At 57.7% G+C, this 14,299-nt stretch carries 14 protein-coding genes and 1 pseudogene; 7 read left to right on the top strand and 8 right to left on the bottom strand.

Annotated elements, in window-relative coordinates:
- Nucleotides 1–36: 36 nt before the first annotated feature.
- The 3 genes from ACSSV4_RS20125 to ACSSV4_RS20115 all read left to right on the top strand — a co-directional run bounded on the left by ACSSV4_RS20125 (nt 37) and on the right by ACSSV4_RS20115 (nt 1,267).
- Nucleotides 37–264 carry an AbrB/MazE/SpoVT family DNA-binding domain-containing protein gene (locus tag ACSSV4_RS20125; protein ID WP_111368824.1) on the top strand — a complete coding sequence of 76 codons (228 nt, stop codon included), beginning with the start codon at nt 37–39 and terminating at the stop codon, nt 262–264.
- A gap of 371 nt (nt 265–635) precedes the next feature.
- A complete protein-coding gene (locus ACSSV4_RS20120) occupies nt 636–977 on the top strand; it encodes a type II toxin-antitoxin system RelE/ParE family toxin (RefSeq protein ID WP_454276881.1) in 342 nt (113 codons plus the stop codon).
- A complete protein-coding gene (locus ACSSV4_RS20115) occupies nt 974–1,267 on the top strand; it encodes a helix-turn-helix domain-containing protein (RefSeq protein WP_111368821.1) in 294 nt (97 codons plus the stop codon). Before ACSSV4_RS20120 ends, ACSSV4_RS20115 begins: the two co-directional genes overlap by 4 nt.
- A 129-nt stretch (nt 1,268–1,396) precedes the next feature.
- Here ACSSV4_RS20115 and ACSSV4_RS20110 read toward each other — a convergent pair whose 3' ends face one another.
- Nucleotides 1,397–2,281 (bottom strand): recombinase family protein, encoded by an 885-nt coding sequence (locus ACSSV4_RS20110; protein ID WP_111368819.1) that lies wholly within the window; start codon nt 2,279–2,281, stop codon nt 1,397–1,399.
- Between the two features lie 227 nt (nt 2,282–2,508).
- On the opposite strand from ACSSV4_RS20110, the gene ACSSV4_RS20105 reads away from it, so the two are divergent.
- Both ACSSV4_RS20105 and ACSSV4_RS20100 read left to right on the top strand, forming a co-directional pair.
- Complete coding sequence (locus tag ACSSV4_RS20105; protein WP_297777421.1) at nt 2,509–3,576, top strand: hypothetical protein; 1,068 nt, start codon at nt 2,509–2,511, stop codon at nt 3,574–3,576.
- Nucleotides 3,577–3,811: 235 nt separating this feature from the next.
- The gene (locus tag ACSSV4_RS20100; RefSeq protein WP_454276880.1) at nt 3,812–5,068 is read left to right on the top strand and encodes an IS256 family transposase; all 1,257 of its coding nucleotides are present in this window, start codon (nt 3,812–3,814) and stop codon (nt 5,066–5,068) included.
- On the opposite strand, the gene ACSSV4_RS20095 is transcribed toward ACSSV4_RS20100, so the two are convergent.
- Together ACSSV4_RS20095 and ACSSV4_RS20090 are read right to left on the bottom strand one after the other, a co-directional pair.
- Nucleotides 5,043–5,213: a hypothetical protein gene (locus ACSSV4_RS20095; protein WP_454276879.1), complete on the bottom strand. Its 171-nt coding sequence runs from the start codon at nt 5,211–5,213 to the stop codon at nt 5,043–5,045. The genes ACSSV4_RS20100 and ACSSV4_RS20095 overlap by 26 nt on opposite strands.
- 113 nt (nt 5,214–5,326) lie before the next feature.
- Nucleotides 5,327–6,625, bottom strand: a complete 1,299-nt coding sequence (locus ACSSV4_RS20090; protein ID WP_297777413.1) for an NAD(P)/FAD-dependent oxidoreductase — start codon at nt 6,623–6,625, stop codon at nt 5,327–5,329.
- Nucleotides 6,626–6,992: 367 nt separating this feature from the next.
- Here ACSSV4_RS20090 and ACSSV4_RS20085 point away from each other — a divergent pair, with 367 nt between their 5' ends.
- Nucleotides 6,993–7,880 carry a DMT family transporter gene (locus ACSSV4_RS20085; RefSeq protein ID WP_297777415.1) on the top strand — a complete coding sequence of 296 codons (888 nt, stop codon included), beginning with the start codon at nt 6,993–6,995 and terminating at the stop codon, nt 7,878–7,880.
- Nucleotides 7,881–8,059: 179 nt separating this feature from the next.
- Here ACSSV4_RS20085 and ACSSV4_RS20080 read toward each other — a convergent pair.
- A pseudogene (locus ACSSV4_RS20080) lies at nt 8,060–8,185 on the bottom strand (Tn3 family transposase); the annotation flags it as partial.
- A 364-nt stretch (nt 8,186–8,549) separates the two neighbouring features.
- Between ACSSV4_RS20080 and ACSSV4_RS20075 the strand changes: the two are divergent.
- On the top strand, nt 8,550–8,828 hold the full coding sequence (locus ACSSV4_RS20075; RefSeq protein WP_454271642.1) for a transposase: 279 nt from the start codon (nt 8,550–8,552) through the stop codon (nt 8,826–8,828).
- A 388-nt stretch (nt 8,829–9,216) separates the two neighbouring features.
- Here the strand turns inward: ACSSV4_RS20075 and ACSSV4_RS20070 are convergent, their stop codons facing one another.
- The 4 genes from ACSSV4_RS20070 to ACSSV4_RS20055 form a co-directional block, all read right to left on the bottom strand.
- On the bottom strand, nt 9,217–10,416 hold the full coding sequence (locus ACSSV4_RS20070) for an MFS transporter (protein ID WP_454271640.1): 1,200 nt from the start codon (nt 10,414–10,416) through the stop codon (nt 9,217–9,219).
- 1,030 nt (nt 10,417–11,446) lie between these two features.
- Entirely contained in the window at nt 11,447–12,223 is a 777-nt protein-coding gene (locus tag ACSSV4_RS20065) for a MetQ/NlpA family ABC transporter substrate-binding protein (RefSeq protein ID WP_454271636.1), read from the bottom strand.
- 39 nt (nt 12,224–12,262) lie between these two features.
- Nucleotides 12,263–12,937: a methionine ABC transporter permease gene (locus tag ACSSV4_RS20060; RefSeq protein WP_454276878.1), complete on the bottom strand. Its 675-nt coding sequence runs from the start codon at nt 12,935–12,937 to the stop codon at nt 12,263–12,265.
- Nucleotides 12,927–13,988, bottom strand: coding sequence for a methionine ABC transporter ATP-binding protein (locus ACSSV4_RS20055; protein ID WP_454276877.1), 1,062 nt, complete (start codon nt 13,986–13,988; stop codon nt 12,927–12,929). Before ACSSV4_RS20055 ends, ACSSV4_RS20060 begins: the two co-directional genes overlap by 11 nt.
- Nucleotides 13,989–14,299 lie beyond the last annotated feature (311 nt).

Here is a 14,299-nt window from a genome sequence, read left to right as displayed (position 1 = left end):
CTGAACGTTGTTTTATCCATGCCTTGAGAGGACAAGATGCAAGTCGTTAAATGGGGGAGTTATCTAGCTGTCCGTTTGCCCGCCGAACTTGTGCTTGAACTCGGCTTGAAGGAAGGTGATGAGATCGACCTCGTCAAAGACGATGGTCCTGTGCGTGTTCGGCGTAAGCCTCGCGTGGATGAAATCCTCAAAGCACTGAAGCGGTTTCGGGGCAAGCTGCCCAAGGAGACGCGTATGTGTCGCGACGCGGTGCATGAACGCTGAGTTCGCAGATGCGAATGCCGTTTTCTACCTAATTGCAGACGATCCAAAGGCGGATCGGGCCGAGGAGATACAAGGGTAGGGGTCCCGGACCAGTGTCCAGGTGCTGAACGCAGGGGTAGTTAAGTGTCGGAAGAGTGCAGGGTTCAGCCGGGAGGACACCGCATCCTTTCTTCTGGCACGTCATGACATGGCTATTTTCCGAAAGACCAAGCCACTCGACGCTCTCGAGCTGCGATCTACACTTGCCTCAAGCATCTGGTCGGAACGCTGTCAGTTGGGCAATATCCAAGAGTGGCACAAATTGGGTTGCGCTAACCGCGGTTCGTGTGCCATTGACTTATACGTCAGCGAAGCATAAATGGTAACTTAGAATGACACGATTGCAGACGGTGGTGGAACTGCCTGAATTCCAAAGGCGCGCCAAAGCAATCATGTTGGAGCAAGAGCGCGAGGCTGCAATCAACTACATTGCCGGCAATCCTGATGATGGGGTTTCTCTCGGCGGTGGGCTTCGCAAGATTCGCATCCCAAGAGTTGGGGGCGGCAAGAGCGGCGGTTTCAGGACGTTGTATGTATTTGGCGGGAACCATATGCCGATCTTTTTGATCACGGTCTTTGCCAAGAACGAAAAGGCCAACCTGTCCAAGGCTGAACAAGCCGCGGCAGTCGAAATGAGCAAAGCGCTTGTCGCAAGGTATGGAGACGCAACATGACTGCATATGAATCGGTGTCGAAAGGCCTGGAAGAGGCCTTGGCATTCGCAGATGGAAACATGACGGCCGCCAAGGTCCATGAGGTACCCGTTGTCGATGTCGATGTGGCCGAAGTTCGCCAAAAAACTGGTCTCTCACAGGCTGAATTCGCCCGAAGCATAGGAGTAGCAAAGGGCACGCTCTTGAACTGGGAACATGGGCGTCGACACCCGACGGGCCCTGCTCAAGTCCTGCTGGCCTTGATCGCAAAGAAGCCTTCGGTCGTGCAGGATCTGCTGCGAGGCGCTTGATCTGTGGTGCAAGGTGATATCCCTTTGACGCTCCTTTCGAAGATACGGTCAATGAAGCCTGCAGATTGCTGAGCTCGCGAACGGGGTGAGCGATATCTCATTGGCTATGGGATAACGTTGCTCTCTAAACTACTCCAACAATCCTAGCTTTTCCGCACGTTCCAGCAGCATCCTCACGGAAGAAGGCTGCCAGCTGGTCCGTCCACGAGGCGTGCGCTCACGCATGGATTCCAGCCGCTCGCAGATCGCCTGCAGCGTTATGTCAGGATCGGCACCCTTGATCGCAGCTATAATCGCCGGCACGCGGTCGTCAGTATCCCGGCGTCTGGCGCGGGCCAGCACTTCAGCGGGCAGGAACCCGTCGCGGACATAGGCTTTCACAGCACGGAGTAGGCGGCTTTGGGTCCAGTGCCGGTCGTGGGGCAGGGGGCCATTGATAATCCGCAGCACGTCTTCCCAGGCCATATCTGGCCGCAGGCGGCGGACATGCGGCACCCAATCCTGCGCGGTTTCGTTGAGGCGCTCCATGTAGCCGTCCTGTCGTGCCAGCCGCACCTTGCGCAGCGCGGCGGGGTCTTTGGTGCGAAGCCCAGGATTGCCACCAACGCGCCCTTTGGCGCGCGCAGAGGCAAGCCCGGCCTTTGTGCGCTCGCGGATCAGAGCGCGTTCGAACTCGGCCGCGGCGCCCAGAACCTGCAGCGTGAACTTGCCCTGTGGTGAGGATGTGTCGATCGGGTCTTGGAGCGAGCGGAAGAAAGCCCCCTTGGCCTCCAGCCGTTCGATCACCTCCAACAAGTGCGACAGAGACCGCGCAAGCCGGTCGATCCGCACAACGACCAGCGTATCGCCGCTCTGGACGCGTTCGAGCAAACGCGCGAGTACAGGACGCGCGCGATTGCCGCCTGAGGCGTGCTCTTCAAAGATCTCGGCACAGCCCGCAGATTGCAACGCCTCAGACTGGGGCAGGGGGGTCTGATCCTCCGTGGAAACGCGGGCATAGCCTATCAGGGGCATGAAAACGGGGCCGATTGCAATTTCATATGCCGTTACTAAACGACCGGTTGTAAACGAATGCAATGGCGCTCTCCTTGGTGCGGCTCATCAAAAAGCCCTTGGTTTTCATTCGCTGAGCGTGATCCGAGAGTTCTCGCAGACCATCGCGCGCGCGTGCTATATAAGGTGTGCAGGTGCACTCTGACAAAACACTTGGGTAAAATGCAAAAGTGTCGTATTTTGCATATATGAAGCCTCAAGTATCTACGCAGTATGATATATTTGACGATCCTCTAGTGGAAGCGGAGGGACTTGAAGAGACGTCTGAGGGCGACCTGTGGTTCCTGCCCGGTCCAATGGAAGTGGAGCCGGATTATCTGCCGCCTGGACCGAGGGCAGAGCTGCGTGAAACCGCAGTCCTCGACTATTGGCGTAAAGCAGAGTCGGGCAATGCCGCCCGTCTCGCCCGTGTGGCTGGTCGGGTCGGTGCGCTGGACGATCGGCTGAAGCGCGGCCCGGAAGGATGGCAGCACAGACTGGCGCTGATTGAGGCGGCAGACCTCAGCTGGTTTGTGGGCGATCGAATCGGCTCGGATCGGCTAGCACTCTGGATATCCATGCGCTTGTCCGGGGTGCAGGACGACGCCGCCGCGCTCGCACGTATCGGATGGGCAGTGCGGCGTCTTACTGGCGGTCCCGGCCCAGAGGTGGATCTATCCGCTTTCCTCGATCGCCGCGACCCTGAAAACATGGCGGATGAAGCCGAGCCCTTTGCGGATCGCGCGGGCGGTTGGCTTGACCTGATAGCGCAAGCCGCCGACCTGCACCCGATCACACGCGCCTGCATGGGGTTCCACCTTTGGACGCTCGCGGGTCTTGGGCAGCACGGCGACCGGATGGAAGCGGCGGTTACGGCAGCGCGGATCGTAGCCAGCGAGGGGAGAGGAGCTGTCTTCGCGCCTTTGGCAATGGGCGGGGCAGGGGGACTGCGCGCTGCTGGCCCACCGGCGGACCGCCTGGCGCATTGGCTGGAAGGGATGGAGACGGCATGTCTGACCGCCGTGCGGCATCTCGATGATATCGAGACATGGTCGGCACGGGCAAAAACCGTGATGTCGCCGCTCTCGGGCAAGACGCCACCGGCCTTGCGCGCTGTGCTGACCGAATGGCCACTCGTCTCCGCCCCGATGGCCGAGGCTCTGACCGGCGCCAGTCGCGCAGCCGTCCAGCGCAACCTCGGCTGGATGGAAACGCGAGGCCTTATCCGCGAGGTGACCGGGCAGGGGCGGTATCGGATGTGGCGCGCCACCAACTGAAGACCTCAGGGAAACCCGCGGTCGATGAAGCGTATGAGCGCCGAGGTGATAAGGCGCCGATGTTGAGGTTTTTAACTGTGGCGGCGAGATTCTGTCGCGATGGCATAGGTAAGGGTAACATTAACGATGACTTCCGCGAGTTATGCCCGAAAGTTGGTGATGGGCTGAATTAGGCGGCATATCATGGCGGTGTTGAAGACGCCGTCAGTTCTCAGAGAGAAAAGGATATGCCACCATGGCCAAATCTACTGTTTTAGCATTCGAACTGCCATCGGAATTTTCGCACGATCCGCTGACCGAGATGATCCAGAAGGGGGCGCAAGAGCTGTTGCGCACCGCCGTTCTGGCCGAGGTGTCGGCGTTCATCGCCGAGCATGCGCATTTTCTGGACGAAGACGGGCGCCAGCGCCTTGTGCGCCACGGGTTTCTGCCCGAGCGCGAGGTGATGACCGGGATCGGGACGGTTCCTGTGCAAGTGCCGCGCGTGCGCGATCGGGGTGCCAATGCGGATGGCAGCAAGATCAGGTTCCGGTCGGCGCTGGTGCCGCCATATCTGCGCAAGGCGAAATCGGTCGAGGAACTGCTGCCCTGGCTTTACCTGAAGGGGATCTCCACGGGGGATTTCAGCGAGGCGCTGGCCGCCCTTCTGGGACCGGATGCCGAGGGCCTGTCGTCCTCGACGATCACGCGGCTGAAGGCAGCTTGGTGGAGCGAATACGAGGCCTGGCGCAAACGCGATCTGAAGGGCAAGCGCTATGTCTACATCTGGGCCGACGGGGTCTACTTCACGCCGCGCCTGGACGGCGATCGCCAATGCATGCTGGTGATTATCGGTGCTGATGAATATGGCGAGAAGGATGTGCTGGGGATCATGGACGGGTTCCGGGAGAACGCCGACAGCTGGCGCGACCTGCTGCGCGGGCTGAAAAAGCGCGGCCTCACGGTGCCGCCGAAGCTCGCCACCGGCGACGGTGCGCTCGGGTTCTGGACGGCCTTGCGGGATGTCTTCCCCGGGACGCGTGAGCAACGATGCTGGGTTCACAAGACCGCCAACGTGACCGGCGCGATGCCCAAGTCCCTGCGCGAGAAGGCCAAGGCCGATCTGCAGGACATCTGGATGGCCGAGACGAAGAAAGAGGCCAATGCGGCCTTCGATCTCTTCGTCGAAACCTACGGCGTGAAATACGAGCGCGCCGTCGCCAAGCTGGTCAAGGACCGCGACGAGCTGCTGGCTTTCTACGACTTCCCGGCCGAGCATTGGAAGCATATCAGGACCACGAACCCGATCGAGAGCGTCTTTGCCACGGTCCGGAACCGGACCCGGAAAACAAAGGGCTGCCTGAATCGCAAGACCGCGCTGGCTATGGTCTTCAGGCTGATGATGTCAGCCCAGAAAAAGTGGCGGAAGATCTCCGGGCCAAACCGTCTGCCCGAGGTCATTCAGGGGGTTGAGTTCAAGGACGGGATCAAGCAACTTCAAACCGCCGCCTGAAGATGCTCGTCACCAACTTTTGGGCATAGCTCACTTCCGCTTCTGTAAGCCACTCTTCCAGAAGCCGTTGCGGGCGGCCTTTCAACGTGATGGCCGAAACGCATTCTTTGAAGATCTTTGGGTCGTGGTGGTCACAGTATTTCATGCCGTTCGTCTCCTTGCAGTTTGTCGCAGTCACTATCGTGCCTCATCTGCTCAACCAGAAGGTAGTATGGCTTTTCCACAGTAGCAGCGCACCATCCGGACATGTGGCTGACCCTAGCGCTCGGTGCGTGCTGCTAACCGTTCCTTTCGCAGCTTTGCTTTTGCCAATGGGTAAAACAAGGGGCGTGGCGGGATCAGGTTAGGCCTTTTCAACGCCGAAACGTCGTCCAACAATGGCGAGGCGACGCCTAGCGCCAGCTCGCTGACCAGTCGGCCCATTATGGTGCCGCGCGAAACGCCTGACGCATTGTAGCCACCGCACAGAAATAGCCCCGGTGCAAATTCTTCAAACACGGGTTTGGAATTGCGGCTAAGGCAGATTGTGCCAGACCAGGAATACGCGATGTCGCTTTCGCTAAGAAACTGGAATCGTTTGCTCAGTCCATCTGCATGCAACTTGCGCCGTTCTGCAAGACAAGCCGACGAAATACCTGACGGTCGATACTCGCCAGTATTGCGGATCAGAACGCGCCGGTCTTTCGTCAGCCGCATTGTCGCGCCGAGACTGCGAGGTGACAGGGCGCCCCACGATGCTGCGTGGTTGATTTCGGCCTCCTCCCGTTCAGTAAGGGGGCGGGTCAGGCTGGCCGTCAACGCCAGCGGAAAGACTCGCATAGATTTAAAGCCAAGCCGCGGGAAAAACGCATTTACCGCGACAATCACCTGTTCTGCCTGAACCGAGCCGTTCGGTAGCGATAGTGTCCATCCCTTACCCGCCCGCTCAATGCGCAGGACGGGAGAGTTCTCATAGCATTCGACATTGGGCGGCAGGCTTTCCAATAGGCCTTTGACCAGCATGGCTGGTTGCAGCAATGCGCCGCCTCGCGATTCCACACCCAGCTTATAAAAGCATGTTCCAAGACGATCCCACAAAGCGTCCGCATCTAAAAGTTTCGCGTCTACACCCAGCTTTTGGAAACTTGCGAAGTGATGTTTTAGCATATCTAAATTCTTGGGGTCATGGGCCGCATGGATCGAGCCGGTATCCTCCCACTGGCAAGAGATATCGTGCGCGGCAATCAAACGGCGCAGTTCCGCAATGCCCGCGTGGTCCAACCTGTTCATTGTGCTGTAACTGGCAAAGCCCTGCTGCGTGTGCAGTTGCGAATGTCCGGGACTTTCATTGGCAACAGCGAATCCAGAATTGCGCGCGCTTGCCCCTTGCCCTGCTCGCTTTGCGTCGATCAGCAAAATACGCGCATCAGGCCTAAGCTCGCCATAGCGGCGCGCCGCTGCCAAGCCGGTGAGGCCAGCGCCGACAATGACAACATCAGCACCCTGACGGTCGCGTAATTCTGGAAACACTCGGGTTTCACCAGCAAGTGCCGACCAGCCACAACAATCCGCAGTCATGAATTCTTCCCCGTTCCATTTTCTTGCAGCTTTGCCGCCTTAAAAGGCGGTCAGAATAACCCAGATACGTATGCGCAGGGATGATTTCGGGTAAACGACAGCCAGATAGCTGGCAATGGCAAGGTGTCATTGACGGCGCAAGCATGTAGAATCAAGGCCATCAGCCGACGATGACCGCAAATATCTAGGCGCTCACCAGCTGAGCGGGGTAAATGAGTACCATTGAAGGATGCGCAATTCGCATGACCAATATCCTGCGAGGCGGCCGTATCGTGGCTTTTCAGCCAAAGCTCCCTTGCCTCTATGGCGGGCGAAATCTACTGCTGTGGAATAGATCCCCCAAATTGCAAGGTCGATTGCAGCGCAGATGCCTACCCATTCCCCCTCCAACGTCACGGGATACGCTGCTGCTTGGAGCGTTGTTTTCATTTGGTCATTTTGGCTGATAGTCAGCCGTGTTGCCCATGACAGCGGTCTGACGATCTATGATCTGGCCGCATTTCGGTATGGCCTGGCGTCACTGGTAGCCGTGCCGCTCTGCCTCTATTACAAGCCCTGGCGGGGCCTTCGGCTGTTCCAGATTGCTGCGCTTTCGTTCATTTTGGGTCCGGTCTACATTCTTATAGTATTCTCCGGCTTTCTCTATGCGCCTGCCGCCCATGGTGGGATTTTCATGAACGGGATGCTGCCTCTTATAGGCATCTTTCTGGCAATATTGCTGTTGCGCGCGCTGCCAAGTTATAAACAAGTTTTTGGTGCTGTGCTGATCCTCATTTCCGCTGTCGTGCTAGCCTTTGACGCAAGCGGAACCAGTGGCGAGGATGCGTGGATTGGTGACCTGCTGTTTCTGATTGGCGCGCTGTTTTTCTCTTCCTATATTGTCCTCTCAGAGCGATGGCAACTTGGTGCGATGCAGATCATCTTTTGCGGGACTGTCGTCAATGCGTTGCTGTATTTACCAGTCTGGGCACTTTGGCTGCCAACCGGCCTTGGAGATGCACCCTTGGGACCACTCGTGCTGCAGGCAATCTACCAAGGCTTTGTGCCTAACCTAATTGGCCTACTCTTCATCGCCCATGCTTCACGGAGAATCGGGAATGGTGATACGTCTTTCATCCTGGCCGCGGTGCCGGGCGGAGGCGCTATTCTGGGGGCGCTGATTTTGGGGGAAAGCCTGAGCATAATCAGCATACTGGCGCTTGTTATGTTGACGATCGGATTGATGATAAGCGTCCGCCGAAGGAAACTGCTGTAAGAATCCACTATATTCGACGGGTCTCGGCCAGATTGACGCCGGTGTTGCCCGGTTTCTTGCCGACGGAGCCTAAGATGGAGAGCCCACCAGCAACCTGCTCGTGGAGCGTTTTGGCGCGATCGTAGAGATCATCATCCCTCCGCCGAAGAACGCTGTTCCAGGCCCTGACGCAGCTCATGCGCCCAGGTCAGCTGTGCATGGCTGACGCGCGATGAGGCGTAGGCCATCCGCTCAACCCCGAGATTGGTCGCCCCGGCCAGGATGGTGGCTAACACAGCGTCAGCCTTATCGTGATGTTTGCCAGAGTCGATCAGGAGCATGAAGCACGGAGACGCCAGTCGCGATTGTGGTCGGGCGCATTCGTTGCCTCTTGGGATTGGCGCCAGCGAGATCAGCAGACGGAAATCCTAGGCGCGTCACACACAAATTGTTAGCAACGGCGGCTTAAAACACCGCCGTTACAAATTTATGCCGCGATGGTTTCCAGCATCTTCGTCATACACAACGCTGCCTCACCGGCTTCATGTCCTTTCAGAGCAAACGCTCTCGGAAAATTCTCAAATGGTGCTCAGTTTCGTGGAAATTATGCGGACTCAGTGAGATTGAAGTGGTCCGGCAAAACTGGACAGCGTGCTAAGATGTATCCAACAAGGACGACAGGATACGCAAATGACCAAGAGACGCAGTTTTTCAGATAAGTTTAAGGCTACGGTGGCGCTTGAGGCGCTTCGTGGAGACCGGACAGCGCAAGAGATTGCGGCCAAGCACAAAGTCCACCCGACGCAGGTGACGACTTGGAAACGGCAGGCGATAGAGGGTCTGACGGGTGTGTTTTCCGACAAGGTCAGAAAAGCGGAAGACAGCGAGGCCGAGGTCAAAGAACTTCATGCGAAGATCGGAAAGCTGGCGGTCGAAAACGATTTTTTGTCACAAGGGCTGAAGCGATGAGCCCGAGTGAACGCAAGGCTATGATCCATCGGGATCATACGGCCTGAGCCAAGCCACGAATTCGGCGCGCCTACCTGCCGCCCGTTACAGCGAAAACTTACAGGTGGCGTGCCGCCTCTCGTGCGGTCATTCCTTCACCGATCAATCGTGCAAAACGCTTCGACAGTTCACTTGGCAACGGTGCTGGCATGACATGACCATCGCAAACAGGGTGAATCTTAAATCAGCAGGTAAGAGAATCCTCCCTATTCAAACTTTCCTCGAAGCGCTTTAGCGCATTGATCACGGTCGCCTAAATGTGTTCTATCTCAGGCGAATTGCTGTGACCTCATTAAGATTTGCACCAGGAAGCTCCCGATACGACAGTCCTGACCCGAGTTTTTGAGCGTCAATACTTCGCGTCCTCATCAATCCGGGGCAAGAACCAAGTCAGCAATCCCGCAAGCGGCAGGAAAGAGCAGATCCGATACACCGTCTCGACGCCGTAACTGTCCGCCAGCACCCCAAGAAACCCGGCTGAAATGCCTGCAAGGCCAAAGTTCAGACCATAGAACAACCCACCGATCAGCCCGATCCGGTTGGGCAGCAGGTCCATGGCGTAGATCAGGATAGAGGCGAAGGCGCTTGCCATGACAATATTGATCATCACCGTCAGCACCCCGGTCCAGAACAGATCGGCGTAAGGCAGGATGAGCGTCAGCGGCAGTGGCCCCAGCACCGATATCCAGATGATCCGGTAACGACCGATCCGGTCGCCCACAATCCCCCCGATCAGCACACCCGCCGCGGCCGCCAGCAAAAAAACAAACAGCATCATCTGCGATGCGGGGATGGACAGGCCAAAACGATCCATCAGATAAAAGGTATAGAAGGAGCGAAAGCTTTCGCCGTAGGTGTTTTTGGTGAACATCAGAAAGATCAGCACGACAAGACCAACACCGATGGTCAGCGGTGCGTGGCCCGCCGTCTCACCTGCCTTTTTACCTCGCGCCCGCAACGCTGCGAATTCAACACTTAGCTGTCGTTGTTTGCTGCCGATCCATGTCAGCAGCACCATCGCGGCCAGAGCAGTCAGCGCGAACCACGCAAGGCTGGGCTGCCCCCAGGGCACGATAATCAGCGCGGCAAATACCGGGCCCAGCGCCCCGCCTGCCTGCCCGCCGACTTGAAATATTCCCTGCGCAAGCCCTTGTCGGCCCCCAGCGGCATAGCGCGCCATGCGCGTTGCCTCGGGGTGAAATATAGACGAGCCGATGCCGATCAACGCCACCGATAGCAAAATAATCGGATAACTCTGGGCGAAAGCGAGACTGACCAGCCCCGAAAGCGTGAACATCATCCCCACGACCGGCGAATACGGCGCGGGGTGCCGGTCCGTTACCATGCCGATCACCGGTTGGAGCATGGCCCCGGCAACCTGGAATGTCAGGGTGATCATACCGATCTGAACGAAATCCAGCGCATAGGCCTGCTTGAGGATCGGATAAGCTGCGGGGATCAGAGATTGCATCATGTCGTTCAGCAGGTGTGTCAAACCAAGCACCACCAGCACAGTCAAATGAGTCCCTGAGCGGGTTGCAGTCGTCATGTCGTCGTCTTTCACTTTCGGCCCATCAGGTACCAATATAGGCAATTGCCCACAATCTGGCGGTCACCGCAAGGAACCAGATATCGGCGTTGTCGCCACGCGCCAGCATCAACCCTGTCGTGGCGCGACAATCCGGCTGTCCGAGCGTCCATGTTGGCACGCTTAATTGTCCAAGTATCATCAGGCCGCGTCTTGCGATTGTGTCGTGAAGGTGGTGGAAATTTGAAGGTGGCGTACTGTCTGGCTCCACAGGGCCTTGGGCTATCGCCCACCGGCGTCGGAAAGCCTGAGGCAAATAGACCAGAGGCCAACCGTGCATTGATATTCAAACTGTACCACCCGGTGGGGGCATTCCGTGAACACCTAGGGGCTATTCAGGACTACTATTTTCATTGTGAACAAAATGAGTCGCATTATACGGTGTTTGCCGAAGAAAATAAGCGCGGGCGGCGTCTGTAAGGCCAAACCTCTCAACATATTCCATTAAGATTTTCCAGATTTGTGAGTTATCATCCGGCTCATACTGCATCGATCGAGACCTCCTAATCACTAATGATTCATTGTCGCATGCCAAGTATTAAGATTTTACTAACGCAAGATTGCGAGGCTTGTATGGCCTTTAAACATAATAGAAACAAAGCCGGCTTTGGTCGGTAATAGCCGACGCCAAAAAATTCCATTTTCTGACAAATGCTAACGTCCTGTTCTGCGAAGTTGTAAAATTTGCATACCAATTGCCATTGCTGGCCCGATACCCAATGCGAAGAAGACCGTGCCCAAACCTAGCGTGCCGCCCAACGTCCAACCGACCGCGACAACCGTCAACTCAAGAAACATCCGCACAAGCGCGATGGGTTGATGTGTAATAGCCTGAAGCCAAAAGCCGTTCCAGATGGAGCGCGAACAATTCACAGCGCATAGCAACTCTCGGCTTTTCCGCAGCTATTCGCCTCGACGAACTTTCGTGAAATGGCAAAGAGGCTTGCCAACGGTCTTGGATACAAGAGGCGTGGCAAGCCCTACAGCTGTCTTACCAGGAGGTGATGACGGCACCGCTATAGGCGTCCTCGATAAACGCTTTGATTTCATCTGAATGATACGCCTCAACCAGGGTTTTGACCCATGGCAGATTTTCGTCACCGCTGCGCACGACAAGGACGTTCACATAGGGGCTGTCGGCTTTTTCCATTGCAATGGCATCGTCCTTGGGGCTCAGGCCCGAGGCGATCGCATAATTGGTGTTGATGATTGCGACGTCCGCATCCGCCAAGGTGCGCGGCAACTGCGCGGCATCGAGTTCGAGGAAATTCAAGCTCTTGGGATTGTCCGCAATGTCGAGCGGGCTGGGCACGAGGCCGGTGCCCTCGGTCAATGTCAGCAGGCCGAGATCCTGCAGCAGCAACAGCGCGCGGCCTCCATTGGTCGGATCGTTCGGAATGGCCACTTTCGCGCCATCTTCGAGGGCGGAAATATCGGCGATCTTGTCGGAATATATGCCCATGGGCGTGGTGATCGTATTGCCGATAACGGTCAGATCGAACCCGCGATCCTTCATCTGGTTGTCCAGATACGGGACGTGCTGGAACGAATTGGCTTGGATATCGCCATCCGCCAGTGCGGTGTTCGGAATGACATAGTCGGAGAATTCCACAACGTCGATCTCGAGCCCCATAGGTGCGGCGATCTTGGCCACTTCGTCCATGATTTCGGCGTGCTCGCCGGGGGAGACGCCGACCTTGATCTGCTCGGCCACAAGGGCGGATGCGGCAAGCGCAAGAATGGAAGTCAGAGTGGTAAGACGCAGCATGATGTTGCTCCTGATTGATGAAAACGGAATGGGCCAGGTTTATTGGCCCCGGCCCTTGGCGGGACGTTTATCGACCCTGGCGGCAATCCATTCGCCGATGGATTGCACAAGCTGGACCAGGACGACAAGGATGACAACGACCACGGCCATCACATCGGGCATAAACCGTTGATATCCATAACGGATGCCCAAATCGCCAAGCCCCTCGCCACCGACCGCACCGACCATTGCCGAATATCCGATCAGGCTGACAACGGCCAGCGTGAGGCCAAGGGTGATGGAGGGCAGCGCCTCGGGGATCAGCACCTTGCGGATGATCTGCAACGGCGTGGCCCCCATGGCGCGCGCCGCCTCGATCAGCCCGCTGTCGACCTCGCGGATGGCGTTTTCGATCAGGCGCGCGATGAAGGGAATGGCGGCGATGGTCAGCGGCACGATCGCCGCCGTGGTGCCGATGGAAGTGCCCGCAATCATGCGCGTGAACGGAATGATCGCCACCACGAGGATGATGAAGGGAACCGAGCGCGTCGCATTGACGACAAGCCCCAGTACCTTGTTGACCAAAGGGGCCGACAGCAGCTCTCCGCGTTGCGATGTTGCCAGAAACACGCCCAGCGGCAGGCCGAAGACGCATCCCAAGACAGCCGAGGCCGCGACCATGTAAAGCGTTTGCCACGTTGCATCGACCAGCAGGGCGATCAGATTAGCCGACATATCCCAGCACCTCCGTCAAAAGCCCGTGCCGCTCCATATAGGCGCGCGCCTCCTGCCCCTTATCCGCGTCGAAAGAGATCAGTAAATTGCCGAAAGGCTGCGTGCCGATCTCCTCGACCGCCCCGGCAAGAATATTGACGGCGATGCCCAGATCGCGGGTCAGACGCGCAAGCATCGGGTCGGTTGCATGTTTACCGGCAAAGGTCACGCGGACAACCTCTTCGCACGGCCCCGCCGGGCGGGTATCGTGCAACCGACCCTTGATAAAGGCCGGAAGGGTGACACCCGTCACACCAGACAGAAACGAACGCGTGGTCGGATGCTTCGGCGCGGTAAACACATCATAGGTTTTGCCCGCCTCGACGATCTTGCCGTCTTCGATCACGGCCACGTGGCTCGCGATATCGCGCACCACGGCCATTTCGTGGGTAATCAGCAGGATCGTCAGTCCCAACTCTCGATTGATGTCCTTCAACAGCTCAAGCACGGTCTGTGTCGTTTCGGGGTCAAGGGCCGACGTCGCCTCATCCGACAGCAACACCTTTGGTTCGGTCGCCAAAGCACGCGCAATACCGACACGCTGTTTCTGACCGCCCGACAGCTCTGCCGGATAACGGTCGCGCTGCGCATCAAGTCCGACGCGGTGGATCAAATCCGCCACACGTGTTTTGATCGTTGCGCGAGGCACGCCTGCGACCTCCAGCGGCAGGGCGATATTGCCCGCCACCGTCCGGGAGGCCAGAAGGTTGAAATGCTGGAAGATCATACCGACATCCCGCCGGATCTCCCGCAACGCGGCCCCCTGCGCCGCGCCGACATCCTGCCCGCTAACCAGAACCTGGCCCGCCGTCGGCCGCTCCAGACCGTTTACCATGCGCAGCATGGTGGATTTGCCTGCCCCAGAACGGCCGATGATGCCGGTAATCGCGCCCGCCTCAACGGTCAGCGAGGCGTCCTCAACGGCCGACACCACGCCCCCGCCCGGTTTGGCAAATGCCTTCGTCACCGCCTGAAAAACGATAGAGGCACCTTGGATTTTTCTATCTGGCATCAGATCAGCGTCCGGCTTGCAAGGGTATTCACGGCGGATAAACAAGGTCCGGCTGGAATGTTCAAGGGCCGTTTGCGGCGATGGCACCGCTGGTAAGTCCAACGATTATGTGACCTTGACATCTTTTGGAACGGGCTTGCGGATCGACCCCTTCCGGGGGGGCCACAGTTTGTCTGACGCTCGCTGCGCCAGAGAAATATTCTTTTGAGATAAAAGCGGGGGCAGTGTCCCAACGGTTGGTGTAAGAGGCCGCGCGCGGAGCCCCCGGCGTAGCGCAGCGCGCGGCCGGTGGTGACTGTGGCGGCCACCGT

It is taken from the genome of Roseovarius sp. MBR-154 (genome assembly GCF_053628595.1).
This window is presented reverse-complemented; position numbering and strand designations above follow the sequence as displayed.

Coding starts and splice junctions, on each gene's coding strand:
- ACSSV4_RS20125 (WP_111368824.1), top strand. CDS start 37: ATGCAAGTCGTTAAATGGGGGAGTTATCTAGCTGTCCGTTTGCCCGCC.
- ACSSV4_RS20120 (WP_454276881.1), top strand. CDS start 636: ATGACACGATTGCAGACGGTGGTGGAACTGCCTGAATTCCAAAGGCGC.
- ACSSV4_RS20115 (WP_111368821.1), top strand. CDS start 974: ATGACTGCATATGAATCGGTGTCGAAAGGCCTGGAAGAGGCCTTGGCA.
- ACSSV4_RS20110 (WP_111368819.1), bottom strand. CDS start 2,281: ATGCCCCTGATAGGCTATGCCCGCGTTTCCACGGAGGATCAGACCCCC.
- ACSSV4_RS20105 (WP_297777421.1), top strand. CDS start 2,509: ATGAAGCCTCAAGTATCTACGCAGTATGATATATTTGACGATCCTCTA.
- ACSSV4_RS20100 (WP_454276880.1), top strand. CDS start 3,812: ATGGCCAAATCTACTGTTTTAGCATTCGAACTGCCATCGGAATTTTCG.
- ACSSV4_RS20095 (WP_454276879.1), bottom strand. CDS start 5,213: ATGAAATACTGTGACCACCACGACCCAAAGATCTTCAAAGAATGCGTT.
- ACSSV4_RS20090 (WP_297777413.1), bottom strand. CDS start 6,625: ATGACTGCGGATTGTTGTGGCTGGTCGGCACTTGCTGGTGAAACCCGA.
- ACSSV4_RS20085 (WP_297777415.1), top strand. CDS start 6,993: ATGCCTACCCATTCCCCCTCCAACGTCACGGGATACGCTGCTGCTTGG.
- ACSSV4_RS20075 (WP_454271642.1), top strand. CDS start 8,550: ATGACCAAGAGACGCAGTTTTTCAGATAAGTTTAAGGCTACGGTGGCG.
- ACSSV4_RS20070 (WP_454271640.1), bottom strand. CDS start 10,416: ATGACGACTGCAACCCGCTCAGGGACTCATTTGACTGTGCTGGTGGTG.
- ACSSV4_RS20065 (WP_454271636.1), bottom strand. CDS start 12,223: ATGCTGCGTCTTACCACTCTGACTTCCATTCTTGCGCTTGCCGCATCC.
- ACSSV4_RS20060 (WP_454276878.1), bottom strand. CDS start 12,937: ATGTCGGCTAATCTGATCGCCCTGCTGGTCGATGCAACGTGGCAAACG.
- ACSSV4_RS20055 (WP_454276877.1), bottom strand. CDS start 13,988: ATGCCAGATAGAAAAATCCAAGGTGCCTCTATCGTTTTTCAGGCGGTG.